The 15,457-nt window shown below is 73.4% G+C and carries 9 protein-coding genes, 1 tRNA gene and 1 pseudogene; 6 read left to right on the forward strand and 5 right to left on the reverse strand.

All coding sequences use genetic code 11. The annotated features are described in order from the left end of the window. Positions 1-73: 73 nt before the first annotated feature. From IEY78_RS17315 to IEY78_RS17330, 4 genes are all read right to left on the reverse strand, one after another. On the reverse strand, positions 74-1,471 hold the full coding sequence (locus IEY78_RS17315) for a Cys-Gln thioester bond-forming surface protein (RefSeq protein WP_189099233.1): 1,398 nt from the start codon (positions 1,469-1,471) through the stop codon (positions 74-76). 224 nt (positions 1,472-1,695) lie between these two features. After that, entirely contained in the window at positions 1,696-2,415 is a 720-nt protein-coding gene (locus IEY78_RS17320) for a single-stranded DNA-binding protein (protein ID WP_189099235.1), read from the reverse strand. 183 nt (positions 2,416-2,598) lie between these two features. Next, positions 2,599-4,452 (reverse strand): YfjP family GTPase, encoded by a 1,854-nt coding sequence (locus tag IEY78_RS17325; RefSeq protein WP_189099328.1) that lies wholly within the window; start codon positions 4,450-4,452, stop codon positions 2,599-2,601. 491 nt (positions 4,453-4,943) lie between these two features. Beyond that, entirely contained in the window at positions 4,944-6,962 is a 2,019-nt protein-coding gene (locus tag IEY78_RS17330) for a dynamin family protein (RefSeq protein ID WP_189099236.1), read from the reverse strand. 302 nt (positions 6,963-7,264) lie between these two features. Between IEY78_RS17330 and IEY78_RS17335 the strand changes: the two genes are divergently transcribed. Continuing rightward, a tRNA-Arg gene (locus tag IEY78_RS17335) sits at positions 7,265-7,337 on the forward strand. Positions 7,338-7,511: 174 nt separating this feature from the next. On the opposite strand, the gene IEY78_RS17340 is transcribed toward IEY78_RS17335, so the two are convergent. Next, positions 7,512-8,054, reverse strand: a complete 543-nt coding sequence (locus tag IEY78_RS17340; RefSeq protein ID WP_189099237.1) for a MarR family winged helix-turn-helix transcriptional regulator — start codon at positions 8,052-8,054, stop codon at positions 7,512-7,514. Between the two features lie 249 nt (positions 8,055-8,303). Here IEY78_RS17340 and IEY78_RS17345 point away from each other — a divergent pair, with 249 nt between their 5' ends. From IEY78_RS17345 to IEY78_RS17370, 5 genes and pseudogenes are all read left to right on the forward strand, one after another. Beyond that, on the forward strand, positions 8,304-9,374 hold the full coding sequence (locus IEY78_RS17345; protein WP_189099238.1) for an alkene reductase: 1,071 nt from the start codon (positions 8,304-8,306) through the stop codon (positions 9,372-9,374). 87 nt (positions 9,375-9,461) lie between these two features. Further along, positions 9,462-10,364 carry an NADP-dependent oxidoreductase gene (locus tag IEY78_RS17350; protein WP_189099239.1) on the forward strand — a complete coding sequence of 301 codons (903 nt, stop codon included), beginning with the start codon at positions 9,462-9,464 and terminating at the stop codon, positions 10,362-10,364. Between the two features lie 124 nt (positions 10,365-10,488). Further along, positions 10,489-11,640: an alpha/beta fold hydrolase gene (locus tag IEY78_RS17355; RefSeq protein WP_189099240.1), complete on the forward strand. Its 1,152-nt coding sequence runs from the start codon at positions 10,489-10,491 to the stop codon at positions 11,638-11,640. A 115-nt stretch (positions 11,641-11,755) separates the two neighbouring features. After that, a pseudogene (locus IEY78_RS34470) lies at positions 11,756-13,641 on the forward strand (TerD family protein). Between the two features lie 352 nt (positions 13,642-13,993). Continuing rightward, entirely contained in the window at positions 13,994-15,388 is a 1,395-nt protein-coding gene (locus tag IEY78_RS17370; RefSeq protein WP_189099245.1) for an NsdA family TPR-like regulatory protein, read from the forward strand. Positions 15,389-15,457 lie beyond the last annotated feature (69 nt).

Genomic DNA, 15,457 nt, shown 5'->3' on the forward strand with positions numbered 1-15,457 from the left:
CGCGACCGGGCGCCGGGTCCCACGGAGGCCGGGAATCCGCCTCCGTGTCGCCCGGCGTCACCGGGTGCCGGTGTCACGCGGCGGGGGTGCCGGCCTTCTTCTTGCGGAGGAAGAACACCGCGCCGCCGCCGACCACGACCAGGAGGACCGCGATGCCCGCGATCATCGGGGTGGCGTTGCTGGAGCCGGTCTCGGCGAGGTCGCCGCCCTTGTCACCGCCGGTGCTGCCACCGACCGAGGCCGGGCTGGGCTGCGAGGAGGGCTTGCCGCCGCCGCTGCCGGCGGTCTTGCAGTCCAGGACCCCGGAGAAGGACTTCTTGAAGCCGCCCGCACCCGTGATCGTGATGTTGTAGGGCTGGTCCTCGCCCACCGGAACGGTCACGGTCTGCGACTTGCCCGGGGCGACCTCGTAGGTCTTGCCGGAGAGCTGGAAGCGGAACGCCTCATCGCCCTTGTTGCTGGCCGTGACGTCCACGCCGCCCTTGGCGCAGTTCTTCTCGGCGGTGATCGCCGGGATGGCGCCCTGCTTCTTCCAGGAGGCCGAGGCGGCCGCGGAGACCGTGGACTCGCTGGAGCCGGCCAGGATCTGGGTCTGGCTCTTGGCGTGCTCGCCGATGCCGGTGAAGGCACGGCCGACCGGGACCTTGGTGGCGGCCTGCGCGGTCAGCGAAGTGCTGCCGTCCGCGGCGCCCTTGGGCACGTCGAAGAACAGCTGGGTGCCGTCGGTGGCGCTGGTGACCGGCTTGCCGTCCTTGCCGACGACCTTGACACCGGCGGGCGCACCGGCCGCCGGGGCGATCGTGACGCTGTCGGCGTTGGTGTGCACGGTGACCGGGCCGAGCTTGCCGCCGGACTTGCCGGAGACGGCCGGGGGGTCCAGCGTCAGCGACGCCTTGGGCTCACCGACGTTCTGCGCGCTCTTCTCGAGGTAGTCGGCGAGCTTCTCGGCCGCCGGGTCGACCGCGTCCACCTTGACGTGGTCGGAGAAGCGCCAGATCGCGACCTGGGTGCCGGCCGCCGCGGTCTTCTCGGTGAGGTTGCCGGCGCCGGCCTTGGAGGCGAGCGCGGCCAGGTCGTTCACCTGGGGGTACGAGTTCTGCAGGATCCAGCGGATCTTGCCCGCGTCCCCGTTGTTGTGCAGCGACGAGGCACTCCAGGGCACTTCCTGGTACTTCGCCTGCTGCTGCGTCGGGTTGTGGATGTCGATGCAGTACGTCTGGAGCGTGCCGCCGTTGTCGACCGCCATCTCGAAGAGGCCGGCGCCGACGCGCTGGTCCCCTCCCGGGTTGTGCACGACCGCCTGGTCAAAGGTCTTCAGTCCGCCGAGCGTGGCGGTGGCACCCCCATGGGCGGGGGTGGTGTCATCCGCCGCGGCAGTGCCAGCGGTGGCTATCGCACCCGCCGCGACCAGGCCCGAGGCCACGACCGCGGCGGCAAGGCGGGCTGCGCCCCGCCTCTTTATGGAAAGCATGAAATTCCCCTCTGGGCGAGGCGGTCGAGTGGGAGAGGAGCCTCGCCGGAAAGATCCAAAGGACTCAGCAGCCGAACACGTCAGCCCCCGTGAGTTCTTGTCGGATCTTATGGAGCAGGCGCACCAGGGTCCCCAGTAATGGCATCCCATAAGCGATCCGAATCGCAATCGTTACCGACCACAGGCATCCTGACCTGGCATTATCGACAAATCGTCAGGACTTTTCAGGAAACTACTACCTTCTCGGGCGAATCGACGCCGTCCGAGACCGGTGGAACGGAAGCCTCCGGCGGCCCAAGGCCCCCCGGACCATTCAAACCTGTCGAGGATTCAGATGACGCGGAGGGTTCAGCGGCCTCGGGCGCCTCGGCAGCCGAGTGCCCGGCGGAGGACCTCTCGGCGGCCGCCGGAGTCGTGTGTCCCCTCCGCCGGCCACCCGCCGCCGACGCCTCTGCAGACGCCTGCCCCTTGGCGGGCAACGCCGCCTCTTGGTCCCGCTGTTGCGGCGGTGGTGGCGCGGGCTCGGGGGAGGCCGAGGAGGGCGCGGCGGCATCCGTTCCGGTCCGTGCCGGCCGGGTGCCTCTGCGGAACGCGGCGGTGCCACGCGTGAGGTCGTGGCCGATCGCCACCGCGTCGACCTCCGCCGCGAACCACCGCTGCCCGCCCCGCTCGGGCGACTGCTCCCCTTCCCTCAGCCGCAAGCGCCCCTGGACGATGAGGGGTTCCCCCACCGCCACCGACGCCGCGACATTGTCGGCGAGCCCGCGCCACGACCGGACCGTGTAGAAACTCGTCTCGCCGTCGGTCCAGCGCTCCAGCGCCTTGTCCCACCGCCGGGACGTGGCCGCCAGCCGGAACCTCGCCACCGTCGCGCCCGCCGTCGTCTGCCGGTGCTCCACCGCCGTCGCGGCATTCCCCACCAGCGTCACCATCGTGTCGTTCACGGAACACGCCTCCCCCGTGTCGTGCGCGGTCCCTCGTCCGGTGCCGCGCTGCGTGGATCTCATGCTGCACGGGTTCGGCGGCCGCCGCGGCGGCGTGTGGACGACCGGCCGCCTGTGGACAACTCGGCCACCCGAAAGGGTCGTCGCGAGGAAGCCATCACAAAGAAGAGGAAGGGGAAGCCGTCACACCCCCGACGCCACCGCGTACTGCTCCCGTACCTCTCGATAGCGCAACAGCTCCGCCGCCACCGGCTCCAGCACCCGGGCCCGGCCGCACCCCGCCGCCGCCGTCCGCAGCCGCCGCTCCGCGTCCTGCCCGTAACGCCGCGCCGGACCGCGCGCCACCACCCGGCACAGCCAGGTCAGCGCGAGGCCGCCGAGCGCGCCCAGCACCGAGGGCAACAGCCCGGAGACCCAGTCCGTCCCGTCCCCGAGGCCTGTGACCACCCCCACCAGCCACAGCACACCGACCACTTGCAGCGCGGCCAGCAGCCCCTGCAACGAGGCGGCGACCGTCCACCACCGCGGCTTCACGGCGGGCCCGCCCCGCAGCGACTCCTCGGCCTCCGCCGCGGCCTTGTCCAGTACTTCGGGCAGTCCGTGCGCGCCCCGGTCCGCCGCCTCCCGCACCGCCTGGGCCCAGGGCGCCGGCAATCCGTGCGCCGCCTCACCGGCCACCGCCCGTACGGCGTGCTCCACCACGGGCCGCGCCGCCGCCCGGCCGTCCACCGCCGGCTCCCCCGCGCCACCGGCCGTGCCCTGCTGCCCCGTGAGGCCCTGCCGCACGACGCCCCGCCCGGGAGCGGTCCGCCCGGAGGCGGCCCTCCCGGTACCCGTCCGCACGGCCCCCGTTCCCGTCTCGCCGCATCCCCCGCAGGTCTGCCCCCCGCCAACCCGCCCGCCGCCCGGCTTTCCGCGCCGCCGGGGCGCCCCCACTCCGGCCGTCGCCCCCCGGGGAGCCCCCACATCCGTCGTCGCCACCCCGGAGGCCGGCTTCACCCACCGGCTCCCCCGCCCTCCCCGCCCGCGCCGCAGCCGCAGCCGCGCCCACGGTGTCCCGCACGCGCGCTCCGCCTGCCGCAGCCAATCGCGTTCCGCCGCCCGCCCGGTGGCCACCGCTCCCACCGCCTCGGCCAGCCGGTCGTCGAACTCCGCCCGCGCCTGCTCGGTCAGCCCGACCGGGCTCTGCGCCACATACACCGACCGCAGCCGCTCGGCCGCCGCGTCCACATCCGCCGCCAGCCGCCGGTCCGCCGCCCCCTGCTCCGCGACGAACTGGCCCAGCGCCTCCCTCAGTTCCCCCACGCCCTGGCCGGTCGCGGCGGACAGCGCGAGCACCGCCGCCCCGGGCTCCCCGTGCTCGCCGAGCGCCAGCCCGTCCTCGTCCAGCAGCCGGCGCAGATCGTCCACCACCTGGTCGGCGGCGTCCCCCGGCAGCCGGTCCACCTGGTTGAGGACGACGAACATGACCTCGGCGTAGCCCGCCAACGGCCGCAGATACCGCTCGTGCAGCACCGCGTCGGCGTACTTCTCCGGGTCCACCACCCAGATCACCGCGTCCACCAGCTCCAGCATCCGGTCCACCTGGGCGCGGTGCTCGGTGGCCGAGGAGTCGTGGTCGGGCAGGTCGATCAGGATCAGCCCGCTCAGCTCGGAGGTGCCGTCCGCCGGGGCGTGCCGACGGTGCATGGGCACGCCCAGGCGGTCCAGCAGTCCTTCCGACCCCGGCCGGGTGCCCGGCCAGACACAGGCCACCGGCTCCGCGGTGGTCGGCCGCCGCGGCCCCACCTGCGAACGATTCGCCCCGGCCAGCGCGTTGAACAGCGACGACTTGCCGCTGCCGGTCGCCCCCGCGAGGGCGACGACGGTGTGCTCACCGGACAGCCGGTAGCGCGCGTCCGCGGTCTCCAGCACCCGCCCCGCCCCCTCCAGCGTCCGCCCGTCCAGGCGGCTGCGGGACAGCGCGATCAGCTCCCGCAGTGCGTCCAGCCGCCCGCGCAGCCCGCCCCCCGCGGCCCGCCGCCCGCCGTCGGGCACCCACCGGTACCCGCTCCCGTCCGCACGCGACGGCACGGGGACCCGTCCGCCACCCGCCTCTCCACCACGGACCGCACCCCCCGCCCGTACACCCGCCCGTCCCTGCGCCGCGACAGACCGATCACCGGAGGACGAAGCCACACCCGCCGCCACCGCCGACTCCACCCGCGCCGCGCTCACACCGTCCCGCCCGCCGGGCCGCGGCACCCCGCCACCCCGTGCCCGCCGCGCGATCAGCCCGTCATCCCACACCCCACCGGCCCCGGCACCTCCCCCGGCCTCCGCCGACTCGGCCTGCTCCACGGGCTCCACGGGCCCCACGTGCTCCTCGGACGCCACCACTCCCGCCCTCTCCCCGGACGCCACCGTCCCCTCCGCGAGCACCTCACCCACCTCACCCACCACAGCCGCCGACTTCCGTCCGCTCTCCCCCGCCCCCGCCTCCCGCTCGTGCTCCGCGGCCTCCCCGGATCCCGTCACCTCGGACACCGTCACCCCGACACCCCCTCCTTCCCCATCGCCATCTCCCTGGCCATCGCCGTCTCCTCTTCTCTGCGCCGCTCGTCTCTCCGCTGCTCCCGCTGTTTCTCCCGCTGCACCACGGACAGCGCGGCGATCAGCTCCGCCTGCTGGTCCAGGGGCACCGTCAGCTGATCCAGCGGAGCCAGCCGCCGCTCCCGCTCGCCGTGCAGGGCGCGCTCCAGATACGTGGCCAGCAGCCGGCTGCCCCGGTCGCAGAGCCGCAGCGCGCTCTGGGCCCCCAGGAGGTCGGCGAGGTTCTCGCCCGCCGTACGGGCGCGGCGGCCGCCGAGCAGGGCGGTGGCCAGCAGCGCCGCCGACTCCTCCGGCTCCACGGACCCCGTGCGCTCGCCGGCCTGCCCGGCCCGGGCCTCGCGCGTCTCCTCCTCGGCCAGCTCCTCCAGGCAGCGCCGCCAGCGCCGGACGATCACGCCGAGCCGTTCGCCGGCGCCGGCCGCGCCCGCGGCCGTCGTCAGCGCGACCTCGGACGCCGCGGCATCGCGCCGCCAGGCGTCCGCCGACCGCTCATCGGCCTCCTCCACGGCGCAGGTCAGCAGCGAGGTGAGGCCGTGGGTCAGGGCGTCGAGCAGTTCGTCCGACCGGCCGTCGAGGCCGTGGTCACGCCAGTGGGCGCGGGCGTCCCCGGACAGCACCTCCCCCGCCGCGACCTCCTTGCGTACCCGCTCCGCGGCCCGCTCGTACGCCTCCTCGACCCGGCCGGCCAGCCGCAGCGCCGCGGCGTGCTGGGCGGCGGCGGCCCCGGCCAGCGCGGGCAGCCGGCTGCGCATCGAGGCGATCACCCCGGTGGCGGTACGTTCCGCGGCGGCCATACGGGCGGCGGGGTCCTGGGCGTGCCGCTCCAGCCAGTCCCGCAGCGCCGCGACGGCCGTGGCGGGCAGCAGCCCGCGCCCGCCGCCGGCCGACTCGGGCAGCTCGGGGATGGTGAACCGCGGGACATGGCCGAGGCCGGCCCGCTGGAGCAGCTCCGCATACCGCCCGGAGATGTCGGTGGCGATCTGGTGCGGCACCCGGTCCAGCACGGTCACCAGGGTGACGTCGTACTCCTTGGCCGTCCGCAGGAGGTGCCAGGGAACCGCGTCCGCGTACCGGGCGGCCGTGGTGACCAGCACCCAGACGTCCGCCGCACAGATCAGCTCGGCGGCCAGTTCCCGGTTCCGCGCGACCAGCGAGTCGATGTCCGGGGCGTCCAGCAGCGCCAGACCGCTGGGCAACGCGGGCTCCGTCTCGATCCGCACCGTGAGCATCCCCGAGTCGACGGCCCCGCCCACCCCGCCGTACACCTCGTACCCCTCACGCGCACCGCCCCCGAACGCCTCACCCGCTTCTCTTCCCTCACCCCCCACACCTCTCCCCCGCTCACCACGCCCCCCACTTGCCGATTCCGCCCCCTCTCGCTCACCGTCATGCAGCTCCTGAGCCATGGCCATGCGGCCCGCCTGAGCGCCACGCCCCCCATGAACACCACCAGCACCCTGCGCGCCGGCTGCCCCACGCCCACCGCCGGCCGTCACTCCCCCCACACCCCGGACCCCGAACTCCCCCCGGCCCAGGCCCGCGCCCGCCGCGTACTCCTCCGCGCCGTCGTCCTGCTCGGGCACCCACATCCGTGCGAGCTGCGGCAGAACGCGCGGCCCGGCGAACCACCGGAGGTCGTCGGGATGGCAGACCAGCACCGGCGTACGCGTCGTCGGCCGCAGCACCCCCGCCTCCGACACCCGCCGCCCCACCAGCGAATTCACCAGCGTGGACTTGCCCGCCCCGGTCGATCCGCCGATCACCGCGAGCAGCGGCGCCTGCGGGGAGCGCAGGCGCGGAATCACGTAGTCGTCGAGCTGGGCGAGCAGCTCGGCCCGGTTGCGCCGGGCACGGGCGGCCCCCCGTAGTGGCAGTGGAAAGCGTGCGGCGTCGACGCGGTCGCGCAGAACGGACAGTGCGTCGATCAGCCGGGGTCGTACGTCCAAGGTCGCCACATGTGCAGAATGCCCAATTTCGTTGGGTTTTTGAAGCGTATAACCCCTCGTGCGCGCCGCAAGAATGTGCACAGAACGGGATGAGTGGCACATGAGGCGCCCGCGACGCGCGCGACGCAGGCATAACGAGTGCACAACACCCGCAGCGCGGGGCGTCAAAAGCGATGCAGGATTCGTACCTGCCTGCGATTATCGGGACCGCTTCACCGAACCTCCACAACGTGCCACGGAGGTGAAGCAACCGGGACGAGGCACCCGGACCTCTATCCTTGACCGCGGTCCGTGATCCACGTCCACACCCGGCCCCCGTAGCTCAGTGGATAGAGCAGGTGCCTTCTAAGCACTTGGCCGCAGGTTCGAGTCCTGCCGGGGGCGCACCGCAAGACCCTCCCTTTGGGAGGGTCTTTTTGCTGTTCAAGGGTGTACGCAGGCACACATACGGAAGGGTCGGCACCGCCCCAGATGGCGGCGGGACGGGTCCTACGCCGACGCTACCGCCCACCGGTTTCCGGGGCGGCTGCGACACCAACACCCGCCCCCGACAGGGCCCTACCCCTCCCCGTCCACCCCCGCACCCTCCGCCGCCTCCGCCGCAGCCCGGACCAGGTTCTGTTCCAGGCGTTCCAAGGTGTGCAGGGCTGCGGTGCGTTCGTCGGGGGAGAGGCCGGCTGCGGAGAGGTCCTCCAGGTGGGTCCAGACCTGTTCGACCTCGCGGCGCAGGGCGTGGCTGGCCGTGGTCGGTTCGATGAGGGAGGCGCGCCTGTCGGTGGGTGAGGGGCGGCGGCGGACGAAGCCGGCTTGTTCCAGGCGGCGGACGGTGCGGGTCATCGTGGCGGCGTCGGAGTCCATCAGGCGCACCAGGTCGGTCTGCCGCTGGGGGCCGAGTTCCCACAGGTGCATCATGACCAGCTCCTGGCCCGGATGCAGGCCGATCCGGCGCAGGAGCTGTCCGGCGAACATGCGGTGCAGACGGGCCAGGCGGAAGATCGCGTGACTGACCGGCCCGCCGCCGGCCGCGGCCGGTAGCGGGACCGTGGCGTCCTGCCCCTTCTCCACGGGGCTCTGGCCGGCTTCCGGGGTGGACTGCGTCATCAGCCTCTCACTTTCCTGTTCGGTCAGCGTAATCCTACCTCTCCAGCCCTAGGACTCCAGGCCCGCGCCGGACCCTGGACACATACGCGCAGGTAGCAACGTGTTGCGTGCTTCACATTTGAAAGCGGGAATGGATTTTTGACCGTTACTTGTTCGGACAGGTGATTTACTTGTTCGGACAGGCAATCGCGGGCCCGGGGTCCCGAGCACCGGTGCCGCGAGACCTTCCATCTCCCGAGGAGAGAGACCATGACCACTGCTTTTGACCCGATCACCCTGGGCGCCGGCAACCTGGCGAACCGCCTCGTGATGGCCCCGATGACCCGCAGCCGCGCCTACGGGCCGGGCGCCGAGCCGACCGAGCTGATGGCGACGTACTACGCGCAGCGCGCCGGCGCCGGGCTGATCGTCACCGAGGGCATCCAGCCGTCGGTGGTCGGCCAGGGCTACCCCGACACCCCCGGCCTGCACTCGGCCGGGCAGGTGCGGGCATGGCGGACGGTGACCGACGCCGTGCACCACGAGGGCGGCGCGATCTTCGCCCAGCTGATGCACACCGGCCGCATCGGCCACCCCAGCCTGCTGCCCGACGGCCTGGAGCCGGTGGGGCCGTCCGCGGTGACCGCCAAGGGCCAGGTCTTCACCCACGAGGGACCCAAGGAATACGTCACGCCCAAGGAGCTGACCGAGGCCGAGATCCGGCAGACGATCGCCGACTTCGCCGCCGCGGCCCGCAACGCCATCGAGGCCGGGTTCGACGGCGTGGAGCTGCACGGCGCCAACGGCTACCTGATCCACCAGTTCCTCGCCCCCAACACCAACCTCCGCACCGACGCCTGGGGCGGCGACACCGAGGGCCGCATCCGCTTCGCCGTCGAGGTCACCGCGGCCGTGGCCGAGGCGATCGGCGCCGACCGGGTCGGCCTGCGGATCTCCCCCGGAAACCAGTACAACGACATCGCCGAGGACAACCCGGACGAGGTCTACCTCGCCCTGCTGGAGCGGCTCGCCGGCCTGGACCTGGCCTACCTGCACCTGATGGAGGGCCCGAACCGCGACCTGACCCCGCGGCTGCGCAAGGCGTGGGCCGGCACGTTCGTCCTCAACCCGTTCACCTACCCCGACGTCACCGGTCCCGACGCGCTGGGGCTGATCGAGGATGGCAGCGCGGACATGATCGCCTTCGGCTCGCTCTTCCTGGCCAACCCCGACCTGCCGCGGCGCCTCGCCTCCGGCGGTCCGTTCAACGCCGCCGACAAGGCCACCTTCTACGGCGGCGACCACCGCGGCTACACCGACTACCCCGCCCTCACCGCCTGAGCGGCGGCCCCGCCGCCGCGGCCGCACAGTGAAAGACAGCGCGTGCGGTTGCCCACTCCCCCACCCGTCCCTACCTGGGAGTCTGCGATGTCCAAAGCAATCACCTTCTCCGAGTACGGCACACCCGAGGTGCTGCGACTGTCGGAGGTCGACCTGCCCGAGCCGGGCCCGGGCCAGGTCCGCGTCCGTGTGCGGGCCGCGTCCGTGAACCCGCTCGACCTCAAGATCCGGTCCGGTCTGATGGCCAAGGTCGCCCCGGCCCGCTTCCCGGTGACCCCCGGGCTGGACGCGGCCGGTGTCGTCGACGCCGTCGGCGAGGGGGCCGACGTGGCCGTGGGGGATGAGGTCCTCGGTGCCACGGCAGGTGGCAGCTACGGCGAGTACGCGCTGCTCGACCGGCCCCTGGCCAAGCCCCGGGGTCTGTCGTGGGAGGTCGCCGCCTCGCTGGTCACGGTCGGCCAGACGGCGTTCCGGGTCCTTGGGGAACTGGAGGTGCGGGCGGGGCAGACCCTGCTCGTGCACGGTGCCGGAGGCAGTGTCGGCACCGCCGCGGTACAGCTGGCCGCCGCCCGCGGCCTCACCGTCGTCGGAACGGCCGGTGAGCACGACCTCGAGCGCGTCACCGGGCTCGGCGCCACCGCGGTCCACTACGGCGACGGCTGGGCGGAGCGGGTGAAGACCGCGGCTCCCCAGGGAGTGGACGCCGTCTTCGACGCCTCCGGGGCGGGCGTACTCGCCGAGTCCGTCGCCCTGACCGGGGACAGCGCACGCGTCATCACCATCGCCGACATGACCGCCGCGCAGCACGGCGTCCGCTTCAGCGCCGGCAGCGCCGAGGACGGCCAATCCCTGCCGGAACTGGTGCAGCTGGCCGCCACCGGTGAACTCGACGTCCCCGTATGGCGCGCCTATCCGCTCGACCAGGCCGCCACGGCGCACGGTGACCTCGAGGCCCGTCGCAACCGGGGCAAGGTCGTTCTCCTTCCCTGACCCCTGCCGCCGCCTCGCCCCGCCGGAGCGGGCGAGGCGGCCGGGCCGCGGTCGGCTTCCCGGCCGACCGCGGTCCATCCACCCACCACACACCCCTCACCAAGGACGCAGGACCGCGAGACCCATGGCAGCCCGGCCCACCCGCCCCGTGCCGCTGACGGCCGACGCGGACCTCATCGCCGCGTTCGAGGTCCTCGGCCAGAAGTGGACCGGCATCATCCTCCACACCCTGGCCACCCGCCCCGCCCGTTACGGCGAACTGAGCGCCGCCATCACACGCATCAGCACCAAGATGCTCGCCGACCGGCTGCGCGAACTCGTCGAGACCGGGCTGGTCACCCACGCCCAACTCCCGCCGGGGCCCGCGACCTACACGCTCACCGCCGACGGCCGGGCCCTGCTGCCCGCCCTGGAGCAGATCCGCTGCTGGTCGCGGCACCGCACCCGCACCCCACGCCACTCCCCCGGAAAGGCCACCCCCGTGTCCGCACACCCCCTGCCCGACGCCACCTACGCCCGCACCGTCCTGGGCTCCGGCCCGGGCCTCGCTCTCGCCCACGGCGCCGGCAGCAGCATCGACAACACCTACGGCCCGATCCTCGAAGGCCTCGCCGCCCACCACACCGTGGTCGGCGTCGACTACCCCGGCAGCGGCGACACCCCCCGCTCCACCACCCCGCTCTCACTCGACGACCTGGCCGACCAGCTCGTCGCCGGAGCCGTCGCCGAGGGCCTGGAGACCTTCGCGGTGTCCGGCTACTCGCTCGGCGGCCCGGTCGCCATCCGGGCGGCCGCCCGCCACCCCGAGCGCGTCACCGCCCTCGTCCTGACCGCGACCTTCCCGTACCGGGACAACCGGCTCGCGCTCGCCCTGCCGGTCTGGCGCAAGCTGGCCGAGTCGGACGACCCCGAACTGCTCGCCGAGTACCTGACGATGATGGCCCTGGGCGCCGACGCGCTGGAGGCGATGCCGGACGAGCAGCTCCGGCAGGCCGTCGGGTTCACCGCCGCCGGCGTCGCCGCCGGCACCCCCGAACAGGCTGAACTCGCCCCCCGCGCCGACGTCCGCGACGACCTGCCGGGCATCCAGGCGCCCACCCTGGTCATCTCCACCACCCAGGACCGGTTCACCTCCACCCGCCTGCACCGCCAGCTCGCCGACACCATCCCCCACGCCCAGCTCGTCGAACTCCCCACCGGCCACCTGCCCATGGTCGAACGCCCCGACGAATGGCGCCGCCTCATCACCGACTTCCTGGGGCGGAACGGGGGCTGAGTACCCGTTCGCGAGGGGGCCGCACGGCCGTCGCCCGGGCGACCCCCTCAAGAAAAAACAGGACAAATAAGCATTCCGGTTGAAGGAAGTTGAAAGTCGGATCACCCTTTCCGTCATGAGCCTTGCTTCCGTCGTCGCCGAGGATTCCGGCTTCCGTGCGTACGCCTTCGAGTGGGCGTTGGTGGACGTGGAGACCTCGGGGCTGGTGGCGCGCAGGGACCGGGTGCTGTCGGTGGCGGTGGTCACCATGGGGCCGGACGGCGAGCGGACCGGGGAGTTCTCGACGCTGTTGGATCCGGGGTGCGACCCGGGGCCGGTGCGGGTGCACGGGCTGACCGCCGAGCGGCTGCGGGGTGCGCCGGAGTTCGGTCAGGTCGCCGGCCGGATCGCCGCCATGCTTCAGGACCGGGTGCTGGTCGCGCACAACGCGCAGTTCGACTACGACTTCCTGGCGCACGAGTTCGCCCGCGCGGCCACCCCGCTGCCGGTCTCCCGGCGGCTGTGCACGCTGGCGCTGAACCGGCGGGTGGATCCGCCGACCGAGGATCTGCGGCTGGGGACGCTCGCCGCCCACTACGGCGTCCCGCAGCACAAGGCGCACGACGCGCTGGACGACACCCGGGTGCTGGCCGGGGTGTTGCGCGCCTCGCTGCGGGAGGCGGCGCGGCTCGGGCTGCCGCTGCCGTTCGTCGACTGCCCGCCGCGGCAGGATCCGCGGTTCCTGCCCCGGCAGTCGAAGGCGCCGTGCTCCTTCCGCAACCCGGGGCGGCTGGCCCCGGGAGGGCCGCTGGCGCAGGGCATGAAGGTGGCGGTCACCGGTGAGACCGACATCCCCCGCACCGAACTCGTCGCCCGGTCCGCCGCCGCGGGGCTGAACATGATGACGTCGGTCAGCCGGCACACCAGTGTGCTGGTCACCAACGACGCCTCCGCCGGCTCGGCGAAGGCGCGGCGCGCGGCCGCCGAGGGGGTGCCGGTCATCGACGAGCGCACGTTCCTGCGCCTGCTGGGCGAGGTGCGCGCCGGAACTCCCCATGAGCAGCCATCGGATGAGCGGCAGGATGAGCGACCGGCGGAACGGCGGTCCGAGCGGGAAGTCGAGGGGAGGTCGCGTCCGTCCCGGGGGCCCGGGTGGCGGAGGGCGGGGCTCGCACACTGCGGACGGCGGCCTCGAAGACCACGGGGCCGGTTCCGGTCCCCGCCGACCGGCCGCTCTCGGGGCGGCGGGTGCTCGTTCTGGGCGGTACGCATCCGACGGCGGCGGCCGGCCGTGCCCGGGTCGTCGAGCTGGGGGGTGCCGCGGCGATCAACCTGTCGGCGGGGGTCACCGATGTCGTGCTGCTCGCCGAGGGGGCGGCGGACCGGCGGATGCCCCGTATCGCCGCGCTGGAGATCCCCACCTACCCGGCCGACTGGCTCGACGCCCCCGCGGTCGCGCCCCTTCCGCGCTGGGTCATCGGGCGGCGGGGCCCGCTCGTGCTTCCGCGCGGGGGCGTCATCGACCTGCCGGACCAGCAGCTTTCGGCCGTCTGGCACCTCACCGCCTCCTGGGCGCAGCGGACCACCTGCGAGGTGGACCTGGTGGCCTTCCTGGTCGACGAGGACGAGCAGGTCTCGTGCGACGAGGACTTCCTCTTCTACGGCGCCCCGGAGAGCCCGGACGGATCGGTGCGCCTCCTGGCCGACGGGCCGGCCGAGCAGACCCTCGCGGTCCGTCTCGGCGCGCTGCCGTCCGCCGTCCGCAAGGTCGTGGTCGCGGCCGCCGTCGACGGCACCCCCACCTTCGGCGACGTCGGCGCGCTCCAGCTCACCGCGGGCTGCGGCAGCAGCGCCCCGCCCCTGGCGCAGTCCGCTCTCGACGCCGCCACCACCGAGCGCACCCTGCTGCTCGCGGAGCTCTACCGCCGGGGTCCGCGCTGGCGCTTCCGGGCCGTGGGGCAGGGCTACGACCACGGACTGGACGTGCTCGCACGGGGCTACGGGGTGGACATCGAGGAGTGAGCGCGGCCCGTTCCCCGGCGGGGAGCGGGCGGCGGGCGGGGTGGTGCGGGCGTCTGGCCGGAATCCGCACGCGTGACGGGGAGTGCACGGGCGGCGCCCGGGGGTGGGTGGTTGTGCGCGGTGTGGGGTGGCGTGCGGTGAGGGGTCGGCCGGAGCGCGCGGGACGGGCCGGCGTGCGGGGCACATGACTGAAGCCCCTTCATGCACCTGTGCTACTGCGCGCAACGTCCAGGCGGCGACTTGACTTTGGTCATCGCGATTCAGTCCCAGTTGTTGGGTAAAGACTGACCCATCCCGTTCTCTCTGGATATGCCAACGTGAACCGTTGGCGGCATGTGCTTGGAGGAGAACCATGGCCGCCCGACCACTCGTCGCGCGTCAGACCAACCAACGACTTCGGTCGCTCATCCAGGAAGCCTCACTGTCCAACTCCGCGCTGGCGCGGCAGGTGAACGTCCTGGGAGAGGCACAGGGCCTGGACCTGCGGTACGACAAGACCTCCGTGAGCCGGTGGCTCAGCGGTCAGCGGCCACGCGGCCGGGTGCCGGCCGTCATCGCCGAGGCACTGAGCGGCAAACTCGGCCGCACGGTCTCGACGGAAGAGATCGGCATGGCCAACGGCAACAGCGTGACCTGCGGGGTCGGTCTGCACTTCGCCGCCACGGTGGACGACGCCCTGGAACAGGTCCGTGAACTATGGCACATGGACGCCGAGTCACGGGGGCTTTTGTCGCGTTCGGCCATGACCGCGTCGGCGCTGGTCGAACCCAGCAGGGACTGGCTGATCAGCTCCCCCGACCCCCAGGTGGCCCGCCATCGGCCGCTGGGGCCGCGGGTCGGCATGACCGATGTGGAGCTGGTCCGGGCGACCACCCAGGCGCTGGCCGAACTCGACCACCGGGTGGGCAGCGGCTATGTGCGGCCCGTGGTGGTGTCCTGCCTGAGCAGTGTGCTGTCCGGGCTGATGGCCGGGAGCTACGGGGAGACCACGGGACGGCAGTTGTTCGCCGCGGCCGCCCGGCTGACCGAGCTGGCCGGGTACACGGCCCTGGACATCGGGCAACCGGGCCTGGCCCAGCGGTACTACATCCAGGCGCTGCGACTCGCGCAGGCCGCGGACGACCGGTGCTACGGCGGCTATGTGCTGGCCGCCGGGCTGAGCCACCTCGCGGTGGGCGCGGGCTGCTCCCGGGAGGCGGTGCAGCTCGCCCGGGCGGCACAGGAAGGCACCCGGGGCCGGGCGCCGCTGGCCGCGCAGGCGATGTTCTACGCCACCGAGGCCCGCGGCTACGCCATGCTCGGGGACGCCAGGATGTGCAAAATACTGGCGGACAAGGCGACGGAGGCGATGACGCAGGTCGTCCCCGGGGACGGCCCCGAGTGGATCGCACATTTCGACCGGGCCTATCTGGCCGACGAACTGGCGCACTGCTACCGGGATCTCCAGCAGCCGCGGCCGGCCGCCCGGCGCGCCGAGGAGGCGCTCGCCCGGCATCCGCGGACCCGGGTGCGCCGCCGGGCCATCGATCTGCTGCTGCTCGCCACGGTGCTGGCGCAGGCCGGCGACGTGGAGGAGGCCTGCCGGGCGGCGATGGAGGGGGTGGCCCTGCTCGGCAGGCTGAAGTCGGCGCTCGGGGAGCGGTATCTGCAGGGCTTCCAGGACGAGCTGCGGCCGTTCGGGGACACCGAGCCGGTGCGCGCGTTCGACACCCTCGTGCTGGAGAGCGGGATGCGGGTGTCGCGGTGATGGTGGTGCGACTGGCGTGGTCGGGGCGGTTGGTGCGGTCAGTTCGACCGGTGCGATCGGTGTGGCCGG

The sequence above is a fragment of the Streptomyces kronopolitis genome, from assembly GCF_014646275.1.
Classification (GTDB): Bacteria; Actinomycetota; Actinomycetes; order Streptomycetales; family Streptomycetaceae; genus Streptomyces; species Streptomyces kronopolitis.

What these genes read in the sequence shown, in the direction of transcription:
- IEY78_RS17315 (WP_189099233.1), bottom strand. Translation starts at nt 1,471, where the DNA reads ATGCTTTCCATAAAGAGGCGGGGCGCAGCCCGCCTTGCCGCCGCGGTC.
- IEY78_RS17340 (WP_189099237.1), bottom strand. Translation starts at nt 8,054, where the DNA reads ATGACGCAGTCCACCCCGGAAGCCGGCCAGAGCCCCGTGGAGAAGGGG.
- IEY78_RS17345 (WP_189099238.1), top strand. Translation starts at nt 8,304, where the DNA reads ATGACCACTGCTTTTGACCCGATCACCCTGGGCGCCGGCAACCTGGCG.
- IEY78_RS17350 (WP_189099239.1), top strand. Translation starts at nt 9,462, where the DNA reads ATGTCCAAAGCAATCACCTTCTCCGAGTACGGCACACCCGAGGTGCTG.
- IEY78_RS17355 (WP_189099240.1), top strand. Translation starts at nt 10,489, where the DNA reads ATGGCAGCCCGGCCCACCCGCCCCGTGCCGCTGACGGCCGACGCGGAC.
- IEY78_RS17370 (WP_189099245.1), top strand. Translation starts at nt 13,994, where the DNA reads ATGGCCGCCCGACCACTCGTCGCGCGTCAGACCAACCAACGACTTCGG.